Source organism: Spiroplasma endosymbiont of Halictus nicosiae (assembly GCF_978018445.1).
The window spans coordinates 2052100-2075253 of record NZ_OZ389573.1; the positions used below are offsets into that span (position 1 = coordinate 2052100).

Consider the following 23154-nt stretch of genomic DNA (forward strand, 5'->3'; position numbering starts at 1 on the left):
AAAAAATAATAAAGTTGTAAAACTAAATTACTTATCAATTAAAATTCATGCTCATCATCCATGGGCAATATCAATATCGCCACCATTTGAACCGTAGGCTGCATAGAAAATTGAATTTGTTCGATTTAAACCAAATGTAAATGCTAAACAAAATGAACCTCAACAATAATTGAATACAATTCGATTTCGAATGGTTTCATAATTATTATTATTATTTCCAACTCAAACGGCTTTATCTTTGACCAAATTATAAGCATTAAATAACTTAAGATCAGGTAAATTCTCTACATTTGAACTTTTTTTAAAATTACTTAATAATTCTTTAAAAATTGCATTAGCACTATGTGTATTTCTTTTAAATTTATTAAATAACTTTTCACCAACATGAAATACACTAGTATGCTTAAAATTATTTTCATCTTTAAAATCAGTTGAAACTCGTTTTTTAATTTCAACTTGATAATATTTATGAAACGCAACAATTATTTTTCCAAAATTTATTAATTTAGTATCTAAACCTTGACGACTAATTAAAATATTACTTTCAAAATTTTTACCATCGATTTTTAATGTTCCAGCTAATGGAAAACCATATAGTGAAATAAAATTTAAATTAACACATAATCTAGCTATCATCATATGATTATCATTGACATTAAAAATAGGTAAACTTTTTTTATAAGCTGTAACAAAATTTTCAGCTGTTAAGCCCGATGGATTTATTCCCTCTCCTGCCCATAAGGCTGGTTGATAATTACCAATGTCAGCTGTTTCAGGTAATTGTCCTGAATTTTCAGCTGTTACCGTTCCTAAAATTAGGCGCATTAAAGATTTATTACCAGTTTTATCAAAAGCAATTCCCACACGAATTTCTTGGTTAATTGCATTATTTTTCTTAATTTTTTCATTAAATTGTTGAATAAAAATTTTATCTAATGGTTTAAGATTAGTATTATAATTAATTTCAAAATCATCATAAATTGATTTGAATTCATTGTTTTGATCAATTATGACATTTTCATAATTATTAAAAAAGTTAATTAAATATTTTTTGATTTTTGCAATTGATTTTTCTAAAATTTTTTTAATTTCATCTGGTTCATTTGTAATAACATAAGTAACTGTAAATGGGCGCATTTGTCTTAAGGATTTAAAACTTAAATCTAACATAAATTCATACTGAATTTGAACTGCCCGAACACCAGTCGTTGTGGTATTAGTTAATTTATTAATTTTATCTAAATCAACATAAGTTAAAGTAAATTTATCTGCTTCTTCAAGGTGATACAATGGTTTTTTCTTTAAAGTATTAAAATAATTTGGATATGTTTCACTAATTTTAACATTTAATTTCTTAAATATTTCTTTACATTCATTTTGAAATTTTTTTAATCCTAAATTAATCTGCGTATTTGAACGGTCAAGAACAACCAACTGGTTACGTTGATTAACTAAATCATAAAATTGATTTAATTCTGGAAATTCGTTTGAATTTTTAATATTTCCATTGCTATCATAATTTGTTATCTCATTACTAACATCACTGGCAATTTTCATTCAAATTAACATCTCATTTTGTAAATTTGAATTAGTATAATTAGTATCACGATATTTTATCATTCGACAACTTGTAATTTTACTAGTTATGCCAGTAGTAAATAATCCGACAACACTAAAAATAATGAATAGTTTTTTCATAAATAGTTTTTTCCCTTATTTTTTACAGAATATATCCTCAGAATACATTAATTATAGAAAAAAAATAAGAAAATGTAAATAAAAACAACCGATATTGGTTGTTTTTATCATAATGACTTATCAAATGGAATTCTGATGCTTTTGGTACTTTTGAATTTTTTGAGAAAATAACCATTGTTATTAATGCAAAGACAAATGGTAAAATTTTTAATAACTGATTTGATGGATCAGCAATATTTCAACCCGCAAAACGTCATAATGTTCCTGCTAAAGCAATTAAAAAGCTGAATAAGACTGCTCCCAATGTAATATATTGAATTCGTCATTGCCCAAAAATCATAATTGCCAATGCAATATATCCTTGTCCTTGGACGTCACCACGAAATTGCCCAGAAACATAATGAGTGAACATTGCCCCTGCTAGGCCTGCTAAGCATCCAGAAATAATAACTGCCTTATATCTTGTTTTAATTACATTAATTCCAGCTGCATCAACTGCATTAGGATTCTCACCGCACCCAACATAGCGTAGTCCTGTTTTTGTAAATCTAAAGAAAATAAAGGTAAAACCTGCTAAAACAATTGCAATAATTAAGAAAATATTAATAATTTGATATGAATCAACCCCAATTGTACTAAAACCTGTTTGAATCATATTTCCAGCCGCTAAGGATGGAATGCTTACAAAAAATAATCCGATTCCAGTTGCTAATAAATTTAGCGCTGTTCCAGAAATTACTTGTTGTGCTTTTAAAGTAATTGAAGCAAAACCATGTAATAAGGCAAAAGTCCCACCACAAATTGTGGAAATTAATAAAGCAATAATTTGCATTCCATTACCATATTGTGATAATACTTTACCAAGTAACGCATAAACTAACGCACCAATGATCATCATTCCATCAATAGCAATATTAACAACTCCTGCGCGTTCTGAATACAAACCAGCCATTGCCGCAATTAACAATACTGCAAAAAGAATTGAACCATTAGCAAATAATTGTGAAACTGCTTCCATTATTTTTTTCCTCCTTTTTGCATTTGATAAGTGGCATTTTGACGATGATATTCTGCTTTTAAAATTTTATTATCTTCTGAAACAACTTTTTGAATATGTTTTAATTTTTGATTTAATTCCTTTTTCCACTGTGGCATCTCTCTTTTATGTTTTTTTCGCATAGCTTGATATTCAAGATTAAATTGTTGTTTCATCTCTTTTAATTGCAGTTTTAAATTTTTTTTAACACAGTCACTTCTTGTTGAATCTTAACATCTGCTTTTACTTGACGATTAATTATTCTTAATTCCCGTTTAATTTTTTTCTTGCTTTGATAATTTGCTATTTTAAATTGATACATTTCACGACCTTGTTGGCGTTTTAATGCTTTAATTTCTTGATTTAATTTTTTAGTAATCAGTGCTTCTTCTTTTTGCAATCTTTTAAAATCATTTCCATATTTTTGTTGAATTTGATTAAAAATAAGATAATAACTTTCACGTAATTTTTTAATAGCTTCCTCTTGCTTTAAAACTAAATCACCATATTGCGACTGTAAATGTGATAATTTAGCATATAATTCTTTTTTCGGCAAATTATTATAAAACTGTGATAATTCTTGTTTTGCTTGCCCTTTTACTTTTCATACGACTTGATAATAATTATTTTTTAAAAAACTAATTTCTTGTTTTTTTAATAAATATTCATTTTTTACTTGTACAAAATGGTCTAATGCGGAACCAAGGGCAATAAATGTTGCTAATTTATATTTTGTTTTAAGACCACGTTGCCCAATTTTTGTTGCTTTCTTATATTTTAAATTTTCAAAAAAACAAATTTCTGTTTTTAAAGTGGTAATTTTCCCAGCATATAACGTTAATTGATCATTAATTTCATTCCGATATGCTTTAATTTCTTCTTTAGTTCCTTCTTTTTTTAATTCTTGCATTTTAATTCGATATATTTTATTCGTATTTTTAATTTGTTTTTGATAGTCCTTAATTTGTTTTTGATATTTATTATATTCTTGCTTTCATTCTACATTGTGTTGAATATTTCATCAACGACGCAATCAAAAGATCGGTTTAAAGTAAATAAATAATGTAGAAATTGCAGACATATAAATAATGATTCCGAAAATCAATTGTCCCATTTGTTTTGACATTTGAAAATCAGGTAATTGCGTTGCTTGCAAAGCAGCTGTTTTAATAATTCCTCATAATAAAGCAATTGGTAAAATAGCAAACACATTTGTAAAAGCAACTAATGCAACAGCAATTGCATCAAAACCGACAACTGGTAATGCATCAGTTGTAAATTGTAATACTGTTGATTGTGTCATATAATATAACATTCCTAACACGCCTGCTAAAGCACCTGATAATGCCATTGAAACAATAGTATATGCTTTAACATTTGTTCCAGCGTATAAAGAAGCATTTTTTGATTTTCCAACCGCTTTAATTTGAAAACCTAAAACAGTATAATTCATAATAAAAATAATTATTCCTAATAATAAGATTGCAATAATAAATGGAATAATTCATAATTGCCCATTCAATACTAAATTAAAATTTGGGACTGTTGTAACAATATCAATTGTTGAATTTTGATTTGAATTTCACATCCCATGCGCTGGATTCATAAACATTCATTTCATAACATACCAAACAATTCAATTTAACATAATTGTTGAAACAACTTCATGAATATTAAAATAAGCTTTTAATGCTTCAGCAATTGCTGCTAACATTGCACCAACAAGAATTGAAATAAATAAAGCTCCAATTACGCCAGCTCCTTGACTAATTGTGGGATTCTTTAAACCTAAAACAATTGTCATACTACCTGCTAATAACATTTGTCCAGGAACACCAATATTAAATAATCCAGCTTTAAAACCAACCGCAACAGCTAATCCCGCAACAATATAAATTGCTCAATAAGTTAATGTCGAATCTTTTAAATAATGGGTGAAAAGCTAGTCGAAAAACATAACTAAAAAATAATAATGGATCTGATGCATTTGCACCGATAATAATAAAACTAAGCAGAACTCCTGCAATAATTGCACAAATAGATGCCTTAAAATAGTTCATTTTAGTTTTAAATTCATTTGAACGAAAGAAAATTCTTGTTTTCTGTTTTAATAATCATCCATAATTTTTAATTTGTGTTTGCATTAATTTTTATTCCTTTCTTTTGATATCTTCCTGCCATCATTAAACCAATTTCTTCACGTTTAATTTTATTGCCAGTAACTTCACCAGTAATGCGTTCATTATGTAAAACAACAATACGGTCAGCTAAACTCATAATTTCTTCTAATTCATATGAAACTAATAAGACTGCTTTCCCTTGTGCTTTTTCTTCCAAAATTTTATTATGAATATATTTAATTGCTCCAACATCTAAACCCCTTGTTGGTTGAACAACAACTAAAATATTATGTTGTCGTGATAGTTCTCGCCCAATAACTAATTTTTGCTGATTACCTCCTGATAAGCTGCGTGTAACAGCAAAACCAGAATTTGCACCTCGTACATCATATTTATTAACAATTTGTTGAGCATATAATTGAATTGCTCCTTTATCTAATAAACCATAATTAAACCATAATTTGAAAATGGTTTTTGATTAATATTTTGTAAAACAACATTATCAATTGCATTGAATTCTAAGATTAAACCATATTTATGACGATCTTCAGGAATATGAGACATTCCATTTTGATAGCGTTTATAAATACTTTTTTTGGTCACATTAATATTATTAAAAATTATTTCTCCAAAGGCTCCTTTTTCTAATCCGGTTAGAACATTTACTAATTCAGTCTGCCCATTTCCTTCTACTCCAGCAATTGCAACAATTTCTCCTGCATGAACGGTTAAATTAAAATCATCTAAAGCCATTAAACGCGTTAGGCCTCTTTTCTTTACTGATAAGTTTTCAATTCTTAATAAAACTTCTTCTCGTGGTGCTTGCCATGAATTTTTAATTTCAACTAAATTACGGCCAACCATTGCTTCAGCAATTTCTTTCTCATTTTTATCTTGCACATTAAAAGTTTCGACAACTTTTCCACGTCGAATAACTGTTGCCCGATCAGCATTTTTTTCACTTCATCTAATTTATGGGAAATAGCAATTAAATCACCAAAGACCTTGGTAATATTATTCATTTCTATTGCATATTCATTATTGTTTTTCATATTATGTCCTTTCCTTCTATTGCAAAGCGGTTTCAATTGCATTTAAAATATAAGTTTTCAATGTATCACTATTTTGATAAGTATTTGCTAATGTTGTTGTAAATACCTTTGCTGCTACAGGAGGGACATCATCAATTCCTCGGGAATAAACATCTTGTAATACTTTAATAATTTTATCAAATGCTGTATCCTTTGTTAAATCATCAGTTTTATTATGAATAAAATTAACAGTATCTTCATTAATTGACTTTGTTGTTTCAATCCCTGTCCAAGTTGGATGCTGAATTGATGATTGATCAGTATTAATTCAACATTCCGGTGTCACATGATTATTGTCTCAAGTATTACTATATAGATGAATAACCACATTTATCTGAATAAATATTCTTGAGAGCTTCTTGAGTTGAAGTTGCAATTTCTTTTAAGGCACTTGTTACGATTATGTCTTCTCCATAAATTTTAGATTGTTCGGTATCAACACCAATAACTTTAGCTGGTGATTTATTATATTTAATTCGGCCAATAGTATCTTGGGTTTGCGGACCTGCAACAGGGAAAATAATACTTGCTCCACGAGAAAGTAATTCATCTGAAATATCTTTCCCATGTCCAATTTCAAATGATTGTGAAAATCATGATTCATTATTTTTTATAACATTTTGTACTTTTTCAATTTTTTGTAAAGCAGTTACTGCTGGATTCATTTTTTTAATTTGTGCTAAAAGATCTGTTCTAATGTTAAATAAGTTTGGCAAATTGCTGTTGCTAATGATTGCATTAAAAATATCAGCAGCCACTAAAAATCCTCACATATAATTTGAAACAGCACCAGGATTATCCATTCCACCATATGTAGATATTTTTAAACCTGAAGGATATTTGCTTTGATTAGCATTTAATCATAATGCTGTTGCAATTCCTGCAAAAAATCCCGATAATTCAGCTTCATAACTTATTCCAACAACATTTGTTGCTAATGGTTTTTGGGGATCCATTCCTAAATGAATATTTTGGCTACTTCCATATAATATTTTTAACACATGCAACAAGAAAAAGACTCGAACCATTTATCAAAGTTGATGCTACAAAAACACTGAGCAATTTTCTCATTGTTTATTTCCTACCTTTTATTACTAATAAATTATATTTTTTAATTAATTATTATTCGGCAATTGAATATTTCCTTTCATAATTAAATTACTATGTTTAATGCCCTAACAATGTAATATTTCATTGCCAATTTATTTTTAACATATTTTTAAACAAATGAAAAGAAAAAAACTACTTTTTAAATTGTAAATTGTACTATGAAGTGTAGCAGTTTATTTATTATTATAACATCAATAAAATAAATGTTCAATATAATTTATTTTAAAAAAATTTAGTATTTTTGTTTTAAATTTATGAATTTTAGCACACTGAAAAATAAAATGATTAAAATTTTTATAGGTAATTATATTAAAAATTAAACATTTGTATAAAAAAACTTCTTTTGAAGATAGTCAATGTAAAAATTTTTTAAGTTTAGAGTTTATTATATTAGCAACTTCTTGATAATAATTTCTTGAATAAATACTTAAATCAATTCCTTTGGAAAATCAATGTCTAAAATCACGAATTGCTCTTTCAACTTTGGGTTTTTGAGTTGGAGTTCCAGCATCACAAAAATATACTTTAGCATTTGTTGTTATTTTTTCATTTTTTTCTCAATCAGCAAATTCTTTGCCTTGATCTGTTATTATTCCTTTGCATCTATCTTTAAAAAATCTGTTAGAAAAAATTCGTTTTAATTCGTTTGTAACTTCTTTTGTTGTTTTTTTTTTTTTTTTAAATGGTTCAATAATTTTAAATTGGGTTAATTCTTCGATTAAAACTAAACAAACACTATTATTTTTACCAACCATAGTATCCATTTGAAATCAACCAAATTCATTTTTATCATGTTTTGCTTCTTCTTTTTGTTTTATATTTTCTACCATAAAAATACAAATTATCTTTCTTGAAATTTAAAAATCCCAAATGAATATATTTATATAAAGTTTTAAAACATACCGGAAATTTAATACCAAACTCTTTTTCATATTTTTTACAGATTTGTTCTGGTGAATCATGAAATTTGTTATATTTTTCATCTAGTCATTCTAAAATATTTAGCAATAATAATTATTTTTTAAAACATTTTTATCGTTTTTGTAAATAATCTTCGTGTGCTAATTTAGCGTCATATTCATTATCTTTTAACCTTTTTATTTCTCGTCTAATTGTATTGCGATTTTTATGCAATATTTTTGCTATTTTAGATATATTGGATTTACCATTTTTTCTTTTTAAAGAATCAAGTTCTAATAAATCTTTTAACATTACTCTTTCTTTAAAAGTAAAATGATACTTTGTTTTATCCATTTTAAAAAATCCTTTCTTTTATATAGAAAGCTAATTATATAGTTTTTTGAGGTTTTGGGCGAGCGGTTGATTTTCTTAAATTTTTGTGATAAAATTCCTTACAAGTTAAAAAAGTTTTGAGGTTCTTTTAAACAAATTTGGGAACCTTTATAAAATTCTTCGCTTTACGCTTAGAATTTTTCCCAAGTATTTTGAAAAGCGCGGCAAAACTTTTTTAACTTGTAAGGCATTTTTCACAAACTTATGAAAATCACCGCGAGCCCAGATTAGATTAATACAATATAATCAGAATAATAATCATATCAAATAATCTCCTTTCTAAATAGATTTAAAAATACTTGACTTGCATATATATATATATATATATAATGTCAATAGATCTTGATAAAAAGTTTCAAGATTAAAGAAGAGAAATTAAATAAAATGAAAAAACTGTTAAGTTTATTAAGTGTATTAACTATTAGTGGAACTGTTGTACCAACAACAATTGCTGCCAGCCCTTATCAAAAAGAAGAAACTAAAGTATTAAATCGTGTAAAAAAGATTTATTAATGAAACTTATATTGCAACAAATAATGGGGTTTATTATATTCCTCGTGTTGGGTGAAATACAACTAAAATTTCAGGAATAAATGAACCAGTTATTAAAATGATTTTTGACGCTGGTGGAGATCACATTTATTTAATTACAAAAACTAATTTAAGTAACTTTTTTAAAGAAAATATTTTAAAAATAAATAATTTTTCTGATAATTCTATTTTAAATGAATTAAATTATTTAAATCCTAGCTTAGATATTTCGCAACTATATGTAATTAACAAAACTAACACATCAGCTACAATCAAAGCAAAAGAAAATAGTATCAAATATTTTGGTGAAAAGAAATTTTATAAAATAGAAAATCAACAAAATAAAATTATCAACTTAAAAGAACTAATTAAAAAAGCAATCTTTTTTAAATTTCGTGATGATAATCCTAGTTTAATTTTTAAAGAAATAAAAAATGTTAATACAAGTAATTTAATATATTCAAATGTAACAGCAACAAAAAGCATTGAGCCAATTTATAATAAAAATAACAAAAGTATTTGTTTAGGAACAACAACATTATTTCATAATTTATCTGAAAAACAAAATATGAAAACTCCAAACTGTAAGTATACAAAAGAAACAGTTATAAGTAATCAAATTACAAAAGGTTTAGGTAAAGAAGAAACAAATTCACAAACAACAGATATAAAAAATAATTGAAGTTTTGAATTAGGTGTTAATGTACATGGAGAAGCTGGTGTATGACCATTTTCTAAAGTTTCAACAGATATTAATACAAAGGTTGGGGCTGGCGGAGAATATGGATCTTCAGAAACAAAAACTTTAAGTAATACATTTAATTTTTCAGATAGCAAAACAAATGAATATAAAGAAAGTTTAGAAGTAGAATTGCCATCTCAAGAAATATCAGTAAATCCAAATCAAAAAATTAAAGTTACAGCTTCATTAGAAGAAGTTATAGCACAAGTAACATTAAATTTAAAACAAGATGTTTACGGATTTATTAATGCAAAAATAATAACTTTATTAAATAATGAAGAAAATATTACAGTATCAATTAAAGAATTAATGCAAAAATTACAACAATATAATTTTTTACCACAAGAAATTACTATTAATGATAGTAGTATAACTTTTAACGGAAAAGCAAATAGATCATTAAAACAAGGATTTGATGGTAATATTGAATTTAATGAAGTTAAAAATTAAAAAATATTTATGGAAATAAATTATTAATTTATTTCCATTTTTAATTAAATTATCAAAAATAGAAAGAGATAAAAATATGAAAAATATATTAAGTCTTTTAGGAACAATCACTTTAATTGGAACAAACACAACCAGTTTAGTTGCTTGTGATAATGTATCATATACACCAGAAGATTTAAAAAAACTAAAAGAAAAAAATCAGATAAATACAAAAGATGGTGTTTTAGAATGAATAGCACCACAAGAAAAACCATTTGATACAGCAGATAATAAATATTATTTTATAGTTTGAAAAAAGATGAATGAGAAATAATTAAGATTTTAAAAAATTGTCCTGTTGAGGTAGGCAAAGAATATATTATATATAAAGATAGTAATTATAAATTAAAGTTTTTTAAAGGTATTAGTAATACAAATAAAATAAAAGATACATCTTTATTTTATGCTAGTAATAATCCTTTTGTTTTTAGAAGATGAGGCGAAAAAAATTCTGATTATATAAATTATATTAAATCAGTTTATCGTTGAAATTTAGATAAAAATATTCCTAATTTAGTTGTTGATTCTAAAACTGGTGAAATAAAACTTTAAGAAGAATATAAATAAATATAAAAAATTCATTTTATTTAAAATGAATTTTTTATATTTTTAAATTAATTAATGATAATTTTTCATTGTTCTTATTAAATAATTGTAAATTATTAATATTAATTTGTTCTTTTTCTGTAAAAATTGTAATATCATAGTTTTCCATATCCTCATATTCCAGATATTTCAATTTGATTTAAAGCAAATAGTTTTTTGTCATAAGTTATTTTAATACTACCTTCAACTAAATCTTTAGTCATATTCATTCAAACTGCTTTTGAATAAATTAAACGATATTATTGCGAAAAATATTTAAAATATTTTTATATTTTATCGTTAGAAATAATCAAATTAATTAAGTATTTGCCATATTCGCCATCGGATAATCTAATTTCAGCAGGAATAAGAGAAGGAATATTATTTGTTTCTAATTCATTTGTTATTAATAATCAATTAAAAAAATTTACTTCTAATTGATAAACAGGGTTTTCTGAAATATTTTTGTTTTTAATATTTATTTTAAAATCAACATTTTTATTTCTATTACTTTGATTTTCTGAATTTCATGTAATTTGTCCTGTTTTTTGATTAATTTTAGGTATATTTTATGGTATATTTATTGATTCTCAACGATAAACTGATTTAATATAATTTATATAATCAGAATTTTTTTCGCCTCATCTTCTAAAAACAAATAATACCTTTAAAAAACTTTAATTCATAATTACTATCTTTATATATAATATATTCTTTGCCTACCTCAACAGGATAATTTTTTAAAATCTTAATTATTTCTCATTCATCTTTTTTCAAACTATAAAATAATATTTATTATCTGCTGTATCAAATGGTTTTTCATTTGGATAAACTTCTTTTCAATAATTTATTGGTTCTGGAAGAATCGGTTCACCGCCAAAATTAAAATATGAGGAATTTAATTGAACTTTACAATATTCAAATTCCCAGTATCCATTTTCTTTTGAATTAGGTTTAGGTGAAGAAATTAATTCAAAATAATACGAAGAAAATAATTTAATATTATCATTATAACCTTTATTAATTGCATATTTACTATATGTATAATTTGATAACATATAAATAATTTGTTTAAATCTTTTGACAACATTTTCATTAAGAGATGTCGGATTATCTAATTTTCAATTTTCAAATAAACCATCAATTACATCTTCTGGTTTTTGTCCTTCAAATTTTTGGCACAGTTCAGCCGCTTTATTGGTAGGATTACCTTTTTCATCGTATTTTGCTCCTTGAAATTTACGGTCATAATTATAACGATATGTTAAATAATTTAATAAAACTTTTTCTAAACCATTTTTATTTATCAAATCTAAAATATCTTTTCCTTGAATATAGTTTTTGGCTATACTTCATGGTAAAAAACTTTCAGTAAATCAATACTGAAATATTCTTACATTAGGGTTTCTTTCAATGGGCATTGATAGTAAAGTTATTAAACTAGCGTTTTCAACTATTGATGATGGATAAGAATAAACACCATTAACATTGCCTCAACACTTAATATTTCCAAATAACATTGATTTAGGGTATTTAATTTCAATCCCAGTAAATACTGTGTCTTCGGGTAATGATTTTTGTAATACTAAATGAATACTATTTTGGTTTTTTCACTTAAAATCAGTTATTTTAACTAAATGCATAGATTTAATAATATTAACACCATCGGGTGTATAAGGTCGTTTATATTCTTCGATAATATAGTATTCATTTTTATTTTCTTCACTAATTGGTTCATTAATAGATACTATTTTTAAGTCTAATGCTTCTAAAAATTCTTTGTCTTGTTTTGAAATATTATTAATTAAAATATCTTTTTCATCAATCATTACATAACTTGTGCTATTATCTTGGACTGTGGTATTTTGTTGAATTTGTAATTTAAAATTAAAATCACTAATTTCATAACCAGTTATTTTAATATATTCATCTTTGTCAATAAAACCTATTTTAACGCTATTTTGAGAGTAGTTTAAGATTGGTTTTTGTTTGTCTTAACAAGATTATTAATTTTATAAATATAAAGGGTTCTAGCACGGTCTTCACTAAATAATTGTTCTAAATCGGGGTCGCTATACTGTGATTGAATAGCAAAATCTAACGGAATACTATCAATTGAATAATCAATTGGTTCATCATTTTCTGTTAATTTTGCTAACATTTTTTCAGATGGTTTTAACATTATTCTTGTTCTCCTTCTTCATTAGGAATATTGATAATAGTTTCGTTGTTTTTTAATTGTCTGTTTAAAGTAGCATTTACTGGTAAGCGAACATCAACAATTAACTCATCAATATTTTTAATATTGAATGTTCTACTATTTAAAACAGCATTATCATATTTAATTAACTTAATAATAAATTCAGTTAATTTAATCTCTCTAATGTATATCATTTGTTCGTATGATGCATTTGTTTGAATATTTACACCAGCAACTTCTGCTTGCGTTTGTTGGGCTCCCTTGGTGATTGCGGGAACATGATGGCGATTTATTTTATAGTAATTAGTTAATAATCAATCATATATTTTGGTTAATTATTCACCTTTAAAATTACCAGCAATATAGTCTACTGGTTGAAAATTACTATCAGGGTCTCCTTCAACTAATAACAAGTCATTTTCAATAAATGATGCCAGCATTTTACTAATTTCTTGGTCAACCACACCAGTAACTCCATTAGTATTAATGGTAAATTTACCACTATTTAATAATGGATCTAACATTATCTTTTCAGCAATAATATCTAAAATACTAGCAAATTGTTTACCATAACGAGCAAAAGGCTCAAAATTAGGGTTATTAGGAATAATTTCAATTGGTATAAAATTAAGTGGCAATATTTCTTCTCTTTGTAAAGTTGTATAGTTATTTGATTTAACATCATCAATATATAAGTCGGTAATAGTACTATATAATCGTGTTTTTAACTTTCTAATAACTTTTACTTATTTAGTTACAGAATCAATCTCTAATTTTTCAGTAATAAAAATACTCTGGTCATTTTTAATATAAGGGTCATAATCAAAAGTGCAAGATACTAAATTACCTAATTCATCATACTGGTCATTGTAAAAATCAATAGTAATAAAATTAAGTTTTGAATTATTAGCAAAAATAAAATATGCACCCTACCATTTTTATTAATTTTATATTCGTTATATCAATTCTTATTAGTAAAGTCTTGCATTTTTAAAAAGATATTAATTAATTTAGAGTTTATTTGTTGATTAGTAATAGGATTATAAATGCTAATTTCTAAATCTCGTGGATTTAAAAAATTAGCATTATCTTCACAAATTCTTTTTTCTAAAATCTCATTATGTTTTTGAACAATAACATTTTTACGATTAGTAATCGTTGATGCTAAATTAAGATAATAACTATCAATATCATATTCTTTTTTTAATTTCTTTTTTGCTGGTAACAATCCCATTTATATCACCTCTTTATTTCGTATCTTCTTTTTTAATAACATCTTCAATACTATCTTCTTTTTGTTGTTTGTTATGAGTTTTGATAAATCTAATAGTTTCAATAATTAAAACTATAATTCCTGCTCCAATAAGCATTGCTGAAACAATAACATATGCTGGTCAAGAAATACCTAATGTTTTTTCTCCGATAAAACAAATAATAATTCCGGCAATAAAAAACAATGATGAAACTCCAAAGATTTTCAAAAACATAATCATATCTTTAATAGTTACTTTTGACATAATACCATCTCCTTCCTAACTTACTTTTTTTCTTTCAATATACAATCCTTTAATTTCAACACTATTTGATATTGATGATAATTTAAACTTACCGTTGGAAAATAATTGAATGGTAATTCAACGACTTGGATTATTTCCATATGATATTCCACTTGCTAATTGACCTTTAAAGTTTATATGCGTAATTATATATAGTTCTATCTCAAGCGTTGTATAACACCATAAACGATAATAATATTCTGACTTATTAAAATTTTTAATTTTATATCCTTTAGAATCTTGAACAAAATCACTAGTATCAACAACTTTTCAATCATTTGATATTTTAGGTAAATCTTTTTTCTGTAAATAAAATTTATCTAAATATTTAGTAGTACTAAATGTATCATCAGTACTTTCAATTCCCGCAACTGTATTATCAATAATCATATAATCAGCAGTATTTTTACCACCTTCAAAACTAGGGTCTCAAATTCTTAATTCCCCGTTTTCAGCATTAAAATCAACATTAACACGACCACTACTATTAGGTAATAAAGTTATTTTATTTTGCTTTAAATCTGAAACCATTAATTCATCAACAGTATTTTTAATAATTGTTTTATTATCAATTTTAATATCACTCTACCGCCACTTTGTTTTGCTTTTCATACACCATTTTTTATAAATAGTATCATTATCAAAGGGAACATTTATTTCATTATTGTTATTTTTAACAATAGTTTTATTGTCAATCTTAGTTTTTTCTTTTTCTATTAAAGCATCTACTTCTAATTGAGTATAATATTCTTCTAAATCAATCATTGTTAAATCAATACCTTCTTCTTGAAAAGTAAGAAACATTTTCTTTAAAGTTGTTAAATTAGCCAATGATTTTGCATAGCTAGGCAATAGACCTTGTCATGTTGCCATAGGGGCATTTTGTGAAGAATAATTAATATCACCAACACTCATATTTGCCGAAGTAAAAAATTCAATTGGAATGCGATTAAATGTTCAATGTTCAATCGTAATAAACACCATATTAATACAAATTTTCTTTAATAATGGGTCTTTAAATGTTTCAAATTTTAGCTTTGAAAATGGATAGTTTAAGTAAGAATTAATCATATTTTTGGCTCTTAAAGCAAATATTTTAAATCATAATTCTACATCACCTTTAAAGAACTTATTATAACGAACTGGAACTTTTGTAATTTTACCTGTCATTGGAATAAAATTATTATAATTTTCCAAAGTAACATTTTGTCATAATTCATTTAACATTTAATCATCTCCTTATCATTTATTTCTTTTTGATTTGATTTTATTTAAGATAAACTTTTTACTACTTGATAGTGTTTTTGTTTTAATTGTTTTGTTTAAATCTTGTTTTGTTCTGAGTTGTTTATATGCTTGAAATACTAGTCCATTACCCAATAAACTAGTAATTGCACTATCTTCTAGCGTATTTAATAATTTATCTTTATTAAAGTTATTTTTAAATTGTTCTTGCATTTTTAATATCTTAGCAATTGTCCTATATATTTTAAAACTATCTTTTACTACTTGCTGATAAGCAAGTGGGGCAAAAGAAACTAAATTAAACAAACTTGTTTTTTTAAATCCCCAACCAATAAACCACTCACTGTTCATATAGAATTTAAACGGTTCAGGAGCCAAAACAAACTGTTCTGCTTTGATTAAAGTTGTCATAACGACAATAGGGACATATTTAGGATTTTTATAATATATTGTTAAAGCAACTTCACCCGCAACTGATAAAGGAACAATTTTAACTGCTAAAAAAACATCAGAACCATAAGCAAAAGGTAATAATTGACCTTTTTTAATAGCCTTAGTTTCAAATTTAGATAATATTTTTTTAGTTTTATCAGTAATTTTACTAATTATTTTTTGTTTAATAGTAATTATTTGTTTTTTTCCATAGGTGCTAATAATTTTTTAGTTACTTTTTGAATATAAAAATTTGGGTTTAAATGATTTAAAATTTTATTTAATTTAATTGGTGTTTGATGAAAAATATTTAATAATTTATTATTATATATTTTACTGCCCCGCATTAAATTAGCATTTAATAGTAGATTTTTACCAACACCTTTTTTATGAAGATTTAGTCATAATGTTATATCACTCATTAGTATTAATTTTACTTATTTTATCAATATTTAATCCATATTCAGACAATCATTTATTAGCATTTTTTTATTCACGCGTGGTATTTTTTGAACTAATTTAGGACTTATTTTTTGAATATTTTTCTCAATTTTTAATAAATTATTAATTGTTTCTAAATTAGAAACTTTAAAACCTTTATAAAAATCATTTCTGGCTAATTTTCCAATTGTATATAATAAAGTTTCATTATTAGCCTGCTTTGTAAAATAAAATATTAATTTAGAAGATAAAATCTTTTTATCTGTAACTTGCCTTACAACATCTTCTAAATTATTAGCAGTTATTACACCTAATTTTTCAAGTAGTTTAGTTTCTTTTGCTAATTTTAAAATTCTAGTTGTTCTAACAGCAGGCGTTAATTTACAAATTCCGCCAATTGCTGGTAACAAATTTAAGGCGGTACTTTTTGCTGTTACTTCTGATGTTAATTTATCATATATTTGATTTACGGCAAAATCGGTTGCTGTTTCTACTCCAAACAAGATAAATGCTGCGGCAAAATTAGATAATCCCGCACCAAGCCAACAGCCGAAGCAATACCACCAGTTAAAACTGATAAACCAAGAGCTAAAACTTGAATTCCTAAAAATTCTAATAACTGTAAACCAAAACTTTTTTCTTGTTGTTGGATTGACAATCTAGTTGGATTTTTTTTAACAGTATAAATAAGGGTTGTTTTAGATGTTCCAATTGGCATATCATTTATCAAACAAAAAAGTACTATTTTTTAGTACTATTAAGAATTTTTAATTTTAACATCAATCGGATTTGTTTGACCAGTAGCGTTGTTTTTACCTTCAATTTGAACTGCAACTGTTTTATCATTTGTAATATTAATTGGTCAGTCTTCACCTTTACTTTCAATAAAGTAATCAAAATCACTTTCAGTTAAAGAACTATTTACTGCTTTTACTGCTTTTAAAACAACATCTTTAAATTGTGGTTTTAACTGTTCGGCTGTTGCTTTTGTTGGGTCTGTAACATGTATAGTTGGTTTATCTATTTTATTAATTTTACTAATATCAATTTTTGCAACAATATGTTTAATAATTCCCTTAGGTTCAACTACTGCTCCACCTAAATATAAAACTCTTTCCATAATCAAAGTATTACCCATACCAGTACCTAACGCAGCAGCACCAACTCTTAACGGAGTATGGTCTTTTTTGCGTAAAATAAGAGGGTCATATTTTTTGCTAAACTTAAAGGCAATTGCATTAACTCCATTTGGTAATAATTCAATTGTTCCTTCTGAACCATCTTTATTAATAATTGGTAATTTTTTAGGAACCATATAGTATGTTGTTCCTTCAACAGTTTTCATTGCTCCACTTGTTGTGATTACACTATTTATTTGGTCGTTTGCTCCAAGTTGTAACTGTAATTTATTACGAATTCCACGAATAAAATCAGCCGAACCTAAAACAATTGTTTCTGATGGAGTAAAGCCGTTTTCATATATTTTATCCATAATTTCATCATGAATTTGTAAAGCATTTGTATCATCTGCTTTTTTGCCTTGAATAGTTGTAACTGTTCCTTTATTAATAATTTCTAAAATTTTATTACGTTTATAAGCAACTTCAGTATCCATTGCTTGTTCAATATCATCTGCTCAAAGATTAGGATTAAAATCACTTTTTATGGGATCTAATTTACGAGCAAAAGTTAAAATTGTATCTAATTCAACAATTCCATCTTCAAATTCCACTGTTGAATATTTTAGTAGGTTATCATCAGTATTAAATACTTGACCGTTTGCTCCCAAACCTTCATTATATTTAATATTTTTCTTTCTTTTATATGTTAAACCAAATTTATTTGATTCTTTTCACGCAAATAAAGCTTCTCAACTAAATTTTTGTTGATAAGTTTGTAAATATCATTGTTCAAATGTTTCTCGGTCTCGTTTTGTTGCTTGATTAGCAATATCTCCGAAAATTTTTTGTGGGTTTTGTGTTATAATTTACTTCCTTCTTTCTATTTATTAAATACATTGTCTGTATCTAAAATATTGTTTTCTTTGTTTTCTACTTTTGGTACGCCCCACCAGTATTAACTGTTTGTACCTTAATTAATTCATCATAAACACTTTGCAATTGTGCTTTAATGATTTCAATATCATCAGTAATATCATAAGACTTTAATAAAACATTTTTAAATTCTTCATTATCAGTTAAAGAATTAATAAAGTCAATTATTTCAATTTGTTTTAATTGAATTGTTTGTTGTTCAATTTGTGAAGTTAATTCAGTATTTTTTGTTTGTAGTTCGTTGATTTGCTGATTATTATTTTCTAAATTACTTGCATTAAATTCTTGAACTTCAGCAGTATTTTCTAAAATAATTTCAGCAGTTTTAATATCTAAACTACCATCTTCATTTTTAATAGGTTCACTATTTTCATCAATAAGAACATATTTTACATTTTTTAATGCCATTGTTTTTCCTCCTATTTTTTAATATTTGTATTTATTCTTTTTCTAATCGCTTTTTGTATAATTTCAAAACTATCTACTCTAAAAGACAAAAAATAGCGCTTAGTTTTTATATTTAACTGATTAAATACTGAGCCTTTAATTTTTATCTCATCATTTTTTTTAATTTCAAAAACTCAGTTAAAACAGATGGGTTATATATTGATAATGTTGAGTAATTTAATCCTTCTCACTGACATTTAGCCGAACAAGCATCAACTTCAACACCACCAGCAACAAGAGTCTTAATTTTTGTTTTAATAGAATTTTCATGTAATCTAACAGTTAATTCTAACTTATTAACTTTTTTTATTTTAGGTTTACAGTTATTAGAATTTTTAGGTAAATTACTTTTTGTTTGAGACATTATTTAACATCCTTATTAGATAATTTGTAATATTTTGAACTGTCAACTAATATTCAATCGATAGAACCTGTTGAATATGGATTTTTGTAAAAATCTTCTTTATATAATTGTTTTGCTTCTAAAGTATATTGATTACATTCTAAATCTGCCACATCTTGTTTTAATTTAGATATTTCTTTATCTTTTTCAGCAAGTTCTTTTTTAAGTGTTTCATTTTCTTCTTTAATTTTGTTAAATTTAATTGATTCTGTTATAGTCATTATTTATCACTTCCTTTTTTAAAAAATATTGTAAATGTTTTCAAGCATCTAATTCGTGCTCTGACATTTTAATATTTCCTTTATAAATATAATTTTTTTAACAACTGGCGATTGTAAAACATAATTTAAATTAAATAGATATTTACATAAAACTTTTAAACCACCAATGAATTTAGGAGTAGATAATGGATTTTTTATTTTTAAACCTTTATGAAGTTGATAATCTTCAATTATTACAACAACTTTATTTAAATAAGAACAAATTTTATTTTTAAATTGATTTAATATTAAATATATATTATTTATTGCTTCTTCATTTTTGGAATTAAAAGTAATATTATTAATTATTTTCTTTTGCAAAACATTATAAATAATAATACCAGTTTGACCAACTCCAGCAGGGTCAATTGCAATAATATATTTTAATTTATTTGTTTTATTTTTTTGTCAATTTGTAATATTTTTCATCCATCAGATGTTAAATCTAAAATATCGTTAATTTTATAATATTGCATATATGAAACAATAACATCTCACTTGTTTTTAAATAAATTTAAGTACATTTTGGCTCATTCTAAACATTGCAAATCATAATGCTTTTTATGATGTAAAATACGACAATTAATAGGTTGACAATTAACTCAATCAAATGATGTTGTTATTTCATTTCAAGTTTTATTAATATATTTGCTTTTATATTCTGTCATTTTATCTATACTCCTTAATTCTTTTTATTTGTTGCTCAAATTTCATCATTAATATCATTTACCGTTACTGGATAAGCTCGTATCATTAATTCTTGTAATTTATTTTTAATTTTTTTATTTTATTTTTTCATCAAATATTTTTCCTTCTGTAAGAAGAACATAATATTCCTTTATTTGTTAATATTTTGATATTTAGTAAATAATTTATTTTAGTATTTAATTACTTCGCCGCCCGCTTCACTTTGGGGAGTGAGAGGGGGAGGGGGCGGATAGGATATTTTGATAGAGTTTATCCCCCATACGGAAATAAACAAAACAGTTTACCCAGTTATTAATTACGCTTCATCCATCCCTACACAACTTTATATAAAGAAAATAACCTTTTGGAGTTCCAACCCTCTTGTTTTTTAGTGTCCGATATTGTTTTTTTCGATTTAACAGCACTTTTTTTATGAAAACAAGCCAAAAAACACATGCTCTGACATTTCGCAAGTGATTAATCTTGCCGAGAATTAAAGAAATAAATAGGAGTAGTAAATCCAATCGCTTTCACACTTTCTTTAATGCTTCGTGCTATAGATGAGTTATCCATCTTTAAGCATCAAAAAATATTAAGTTTTAGATTGCATTATTCATCAGATAGTATCTTTATTAAAAATGATATTATTAGTTGTTAAACCGAAAAAATATAATAAATCACAGAAAGGAAATTATAAAAATTAACTAATTTGTAGGGAAAAAATAGGTTAATTTTTAATTTTAAAGATACTATCTGATGAATAATGCAAATAAAAAAATCGCTCTAATAAGCGATTACTTTAATTTGTATTTAATTACTTTATTTATAATTTTTATAAAACCTCAACTTTTTTCCGACTACCTAAAATTTGATCATTAAGAAAATCAACCATGGCTTGTGAATTATTAGTAAATATTTCAGCAATACGCATTAATTTTAATTCATGCTCTGGTTCTAACTTTAATTTTCTTACTAATCCATTTGCTTGTTTAGCAAGAACATTATAAATTTTAGCTTTCTTTTTAATGAATTTAGTTTTTACTTCTGCTATTTCTACTTCTTCTACCATTTGTTTAATATTAAGTGCTTGTTGATACATTTCACTTCATTTATTATAAAGTTTTTTTGTTTTCTTGTCATTGGTTTCTCTGATGTTCATGATGAATTTTTGAATTCATCATCTAAAAAAGAAAAATTTGGTTTTTCATCTTCTGCTGCATTAAAAACATCATTTTCGTTTACAGCGCTTGTTTTATCAGCAAAACTTTTAATATCAGCATTAAACTTATAATCAGCATTTGGTTTTACATCCAAGAATGGAGCAGGAATTTCCTCAACTCATTCATTTTGTGGAGCATCATTTGCTGAATTTTGATCTTCTAATTGGTCTGATTCCAAGTTTGATTTTTTTTGTTGCTTGACTTTATTAACAACTGGTGGTTTTTATAATTCTTTTGATTTACTTTGTTTTAAATCAGTTTCCGTTGTATTTGATTTTGTTTCAAAAACCGCTGGTTTTTGCGGATTTGTCATAGTTTGTGTCATATCATTAATTAAATTTGTTAATTCATGTTCATCAACATCATTTTTATTAGAATTAAATAAATTATTTAATTCATTTGATGAAAAAATCGAATTTGATTTTTGATAAGATAACTTTTTACTATCATCCTCTTTTGCGTAATCATTGTTTTTGAAATCTCTTTCGGTTTCTCCAATCCCTGCGATAGTCGCGTCAACTCCCAAAGTTGCGCTTCCATGATACTTTCCCTCTTTTTTTACCTCTCTTTCAAGTTTTTTATCTTGGTGGTAAATAACAATCATATTTCGTTTTTCAACAAAATTTTGTAAAGACTCAACATCAAATAATGATGATTCAATAAATAATAAACCAATAAACATTAATGCTGCTAATATTAATACTGCTACTTTTTCATAAATTAATACTGCAATAATTAATGTAACAAATATCATTTTAATATATGGTTTTGCAATTAATTGTCCTTTTTTAACACGATGCAGTTGAACTGATACTAGTGTAATAACTAATAATGCAACAAAAATTGTTAAAGCAATAATTGTGTATCCTCAAATATCTCCTGTCAAATAACTTAAAATTTGTTCTTGTTTTAAAATTGATGTTTAAAAAATATGATTCATTGAATTTAAAATTGATGAAAGCGCAACAGATTGTATTACCAAAAAGTTTAAAATAGCAGTAAAAATTTGAACTATCGCTCCAATTATAATTAAACTTCACCTAATGTTACTAAAAACACAAACATTTTAATTATCCTCCTCTATCTACTTTCCACCGCGCATAGCTCAATAATCAAAGCCAATTTTTTCATCATTCTCATCTTCTGTTGAAACAGAAGCAAAATCTGACATTGGATGATAAGAATCAACTGCTTCTTTTGTTGGTTCTTTAGTAACGACATTATCATTTTCATTTTTAATAATATATCGTTTGTTATAAGCACTAACTTGATGCGCAACCAATTGGTCTGTTGCATAATTGCCATACATCTGTTTAACATAAGTTTCAATTAAAAGTGGATTTAATCCAGCAATAAATTTAAACTGTAAAATTCCTTTAAAAATAGCTTGTACTAAGCTAAATATTTGTTTAAATTTAACATATCCCACTAAATCAATATTATTAAAAATTACTACAATATTTTCTTTGATGTCATAAGCACGTAAAATTTCTTCAAATTCTCTTCTAATATAC

Annotated in this window: 34 protein-coding genes and 1 pseudogene; 4 read left to right on the forward strand and 31 right to left on the reverse strand. The window is 25.3% G+C overall.

Features of this window, described 5'->3' with window-relative positions:
* Positions 1-27 precede the first annotated feature (27 nt).
* The 9 genes and pseudogenes from ACZ91P_RS13960 to ACZ91P_RS14000 all read right to left on the reverse strand — a co-directional run.
* Complete coding sequence (locus ACZ91P_RS13960) at positions 28-1698, reverse strand: hypothetical protein (RefSeq protein ID WP_465156954.1); 1671 nt, start codon at positions 1696-1698, stop codon at positions 28-30.
* A 22-nt stretch (positions 1699-1720) separates the two neighbouring features.
* Entirely contained in the window at positions 1721-2716 is a 996-nt protein-coding gene (locus tag ACZ91P_RS13965) for an ABC transporter permease (RefSeq protein WP_465156955.1), read from the reverse strand.
* Positions 2716-2853, reverse strand: a complete 138-nt coding sequence (locus ACZ91P_RS13970; protein ID WP_465156956.1) for a hypothetical protein — start codon at positions 2851-2853, stop codon at positions 2716-2718. The genes ACZ91P_RS13965 and ACZ91P_RS13970 overlap by 1 nt, the downstream gene beginning before the upstream one ends.
* Before the next feature lie 74 nt (positions 2854-2927).
* Positions 2928-4661, reverse strand: a complete 1734-nt coding sequence (locus ACZ91P_RS13975) for an ABC transporter permease (RefSeq protein WP_465159009.1) — start codon at positions 4659-4661, stop codon at positions 2928-2930.
* A 200-nt stretch (positions 4662-4861) separates the two neighbouring features.
* Positions 4862-5071, reverse strand: coding sequence for a hypothetical protein (locus tag ACZ91P_RS13980; RefSeq protein ID WP_465156957.1), 210 nt, complete (start codon positions 5069-5071; stop codon positions 4862-4864).
* A 218-nt stretch (positions 5072-5289) separates the two neighbouring features.
* A complete protein-coding gene (locus ACZ91P_RS13985; RefSeq protein WP_465156958.1) occupies positions 5290-5754 on the reverse strand; it encodes an ATP-binding cassette domain-containing protein in 465 nt (154 codons plus the stop codon).
* Positions 5755-5922: 168 nt separating this feature from the next.
* Positions 5923-6231: a hypothetical protein gene (locus ACZ91P_RS13990; RefSeq protein WP_465156959.1), complete on the reverse strand. Its 309-nt coding sequence runs from the start codon at positions 6229-6231 to the stop codon at positions 5923-5925.
* A 22-nt stretch (positions 6232-6253) separates the two neighbouring features.
* Positions 6254-6946, reverse strand: coding sequence for a BMP family ABC transporter substrate-binding protein (locus ACZ91P_RS13995; RefSeq protein WP_465159010.1), 693 nt, complete (start codon positions 6944-6946; stop codon positions 6254-6256).
* A 438-nt stretch (positions 6947-7384) separates the two neighbouring features.
* A pseudogene (locus tag ACZ91P_RS14000) lies at positions 7385-8309 on the reverse strand (IS30 family transposase); the annotation flags it as partial.
* A 423-nt stretch (positions 8310-8732) separates the two neighbouring features.
* On the opposite strand from ACZ91P_RS14000, the gene ACZ91P_RS14005 reads away from it, so the two are divergent.
* The 4 genes from ACZ91P_RS14005 to ACZ91P_RS14020 all read left to right on the forward strand — a co-directional run bounded on the left by ACZ91P_RS14005 (position 8733) and on the right by ACZ91P_RS14020 (position 10662).
* Positions 8733-8861, forward strand: coding sequence for a hypothetical protein (locus ACZ91P_RS14005; RefSeq protein ID WP_465156960.1), 129 nt, complete (start codon positions 8733-8735; stop codon positions 8859-8861).
* A gap of 97 nt (positions 8862-8958) precedes the next feature.
* Entirely contained in the window at positions 8959-10071 is a 1113-nt protein-coding gene (locus ACZ91P_RS14010) for an ETX/MTX2 family pore-forming toxin (RefSeq protein ID WP_465156961.1), read from the forward strand.
* 76 nt (positions 10072-10147) lie between these two features.
* On the forward strand, positions 10148-10384 hold the full coding sequence (locus ACZ91P_RS14015) for a lipoprotein (RefSeq protein WP_465156962.1): 237 nt from the start codon (positions 10148-10150) through the stop codon (positions 10382-10384).
* On the forward strand, positions 10360-10662 hold the full coding sequence (locus tag ACZ91P_RS14020; RefSeq protein WP_465156964.1) for a hypothetical protein: 303 nt from the start codon (positions 10360-10362) through the stop codon (positions 10660-10662). Before ACZ91P_RS14015 ends, ACZ91P_RS14020 begins: the two co-directional genes overlap by 25 nt.
* A gap of 785 nt (positions 10663-11447) precedes the next feature.
* Here ACZ91P_RS14020 and ACZ91P_RS14025 read toward each other — a convergent pair.
* From ACZ91P_RS14025 to ACZ91P_RS14130, 22 genes are all read right to left on the reverse strand, one after another.
* Positions 11448-12524 carry a hypothetical protein gene (locus ACZ91P_RS14025; RefSeq protein WP_465156965.1) on the reverse strand — a complete coding sequence of 359 codons (1077 nt, stop codon included), beginning with the start codon at positions 12522-12524 and terminating at the stop codon, positions 11448-11450.
* 143 nt (positions 12525-12667) lie between these two features.
* The gene (locus ACZ91P_RS14030; RefSeq protein ID WP_465156966.1) at positions 12668-12877 is read right to left on the reverse strand and encodes a hypothetical protein; all 210 of its coding nucleotides are present in this window, start codon (positions 12875-12877) and stop codon (positions 12668-12670) included.
* Complete coding sequence (locus tag ACZ91P_RS14035; RefSeq protein ID WP_465156967.1) at positions 12877-13089, reverse strand: hypothetical protein; 213 nt, start codon at positions 13087-13089, stop codon at positions 12877-12879. Before ACZ91P_RS14035 ends, ACZ91P_RS14030 begins: the two co-directional genes overlap by 1 nt.
* Positions 13090-13230: 141 nt before the next feature.
* Positions 13231-13533, reverse strand: coding sequence for a hypothetical protein (locus tag ACZ91P_RS14040; protein WP_465156968.1), 303 nt, complete (start codon positions 13531-13533; stop codon positions 13231-13233).
* Between the two features lie 209 nt (positions 13534-13742).
* Positions 13743-14129, reverse strand: coding sequence for a hypothetical protein (locus ACZ91P_RS14045; protein ID WP_465156969.1), 387 nt, complete (start codon positions 14127-14129; stop codon positions 13743-13745).
* Positions 14130-14142: 13 nt separating this feature from the next.
* Entirely contained in the window at positions 14143-14412 is a 270-nt protein-coding gene (locus ACZ91P_RS14050) for a hypothetical protein (RefSeq protein ID WP_465156970.1), read from the reverse strand.
* A gap of 15 nt (positions 14413-14427) precedes the next feature.
* Positions 14428-14982, reverse strand: coding sequence for a hypothetical protein (locus ACZ91P_RS14055; RefSeq protein WP_465156971.1), 555 nt, complete (start codon positions 14980-14982; stop codon positions 14428-14430).
* 54 nt (positions 14983-15036) lie between these two features.
* Positions 15037-15678, reverse strand: coding sequence for a hypothetical protein (locus tag ACZ91P_RS14060; protein WP_465156972.1), 642 nt, complete (start codon positions 15676-15678; stop codon positions 15037-15039).
* Between the two features lie 12 nt (positions 15679-15690).
* Positions 15691-16107, reverse strand: a complete 417-nt coding sequence (locus ACZ91P_RS14065) for a hypothetical protein (protein ID WP_465156973.1) — start codon at positions 16105-16107, stop codon at positions 15691-15693.
* A 215-nt stretch (positions 16108-16322) separates the two neighbouring features.
* On the reverse strand, positions 16323-16550 hold the full coding sequence (locus tag ACZ91P_RS14070) for a hypothetical protein (RefSeq protein ID WP_465156974.1): 228 nt from the start codon (positions 16548-16550) through the stop codon (positions 16323-16325).
* Between the two features lie 30 nt (positions 16551-16580).
* Positions 16581-17072 (reverse strand): hypothetical protein, encoded by a 492-nt coding sequence (locus tag ACZ91P_RS14075; RefSeq protein ID WP_465156975.1) that lies wholly within the window; start codon positions 17070-17072, stop codon positions 16581-16583.
* Complete coding sequence (locus ACZ91P_RS14080) at positions 17060-17287, reverse strand: hypothetical protein (protein WP_465156976.1); 228 nt, start codon at positions 17285-17287, stop codon at positions 17060-17062. Before ACZ91P_RS14080 ends, ACZ91P_RS14075 begins: the two co-directional genes overlap by 13 nt.
* Before the next feature lie 39 nt (positions 17288-17326).
* On the reverse strand, positions 17327-18358 hold the full coding sequence (locus ACZ91P_RS14085; protein WP_465156977.1) for a hypothetical protein: 1032 nt from the start codon (positions 18356-18358) through the stop codon (positions 17327-17329).
* Between the two features lie 262 nt (positions 18359-18620).
* Positions 18621-19031, reverse strand: a complete 411-nt coding sequence (locus ACZ91P_RS14090; RefSeq protein ID WP_465156978.1) for a hypothetical protein — start codon at positions 19029-19031, stop codon at positions 18621-18623.
* Between the two features lie 142 nt (positions 19032-19173).
* Positions 19174-19434 carry a hypothetical protein gene (locus ACZ91P_RS14095; protein ID WP_465156979.1) on the reverse strand — a complete coding sequence of 87 codons (261 nt, stop codon included), beginning with the start codon at positions 19432-19434 and terminating at the stop codon, positions 19174-19176.
* Positions 19434-19694, reverse strand: coding sequence for a hypothetical protein (locus ACZ91P_RS14100; RefSeq protein WP_465156980.1), 261 nt, complete (start codon positions 19692-19694; stop codon positions 19434-19436). Before ACZ91P_RS14100 ends, ACZ91P_RS14095 begins: the two co-directional genes overlap by 1 nt.
* A 48-nt stretch (positions 19695-19742) precedes the next feature.
* Positions 19743-20162 (reverse strand): hypothetical protein, encoded by a 420-nt coding sequence (locus ACZ91P_RS14105; protein ID WP_465156981.1) that lies wholly within the window; start codon positions 20160-20162, stop codon positions 19743-19745.
* Positions 20117-20401 (reverse strand): hypothetical protein, encoded by a 285-nt coding sequence (locus ACZ91P_RS14110; protein WP_465156982.1) that lies wholly within the window; start codon positions 20399-20401, stop codon positions 20117-20119. The genes ACZ91P_RS14105 and ACZ91P_RS14110 overlap by 46 nt, the downstream gene beginning before the upstream one ends.
* Positions 20402-21252: 851 nt before the next feature.
* A complete protein-coding gene (locus ACZ91P_RS14115) occupies positions 21253-21489 on the reverse strand; it encodes a hypothetical protein (protein WP_465156983.1) in 237 nt (78 codons plus the stop codon).
* Positions 21483-21818, reverse strand: a complete 336-nt coding sequence (locus tag ACZ91P_RS14120) for a hypothetical protein (RefSeq protein ID WP_465156984.1) — start codon at positions 21816-21818, stop codon at positions 21483-21485. Before ACZ91P_RS14120 ends, ACZ91P_RS14115 begins: the two co-directional genes overlap by 7 nt.
* 45 nt (positions 21819-21863) lie before the next feature.
* Positions 21864-22526 carry a hypothetical protein gene (locus tag ACZ91P_RS14125; protein ID WP_465156985.1) on the reverse strand — a complete coding sequence of 221 codons (663 nt, stop codon included), beginning with the start codon at positions 22524-22526 and terminating at the stop codon, positions 21864-21866.
* A gap of 198 nt (positions 22527-22724) precedes the next feature.
* Positions 22725-23069: a hypothetical protein gene (locus tag ACZ91P_RS14130; protein ID WP_465156986.1), complete on the reverse strand. Its 345-nt coding sequence runs from the start codon at positions 23067-23069 to the stop codon at positions 22725-22727.
* Between the last annotated feature and the right edge of the window lie 85 nt (positions 23070-23154).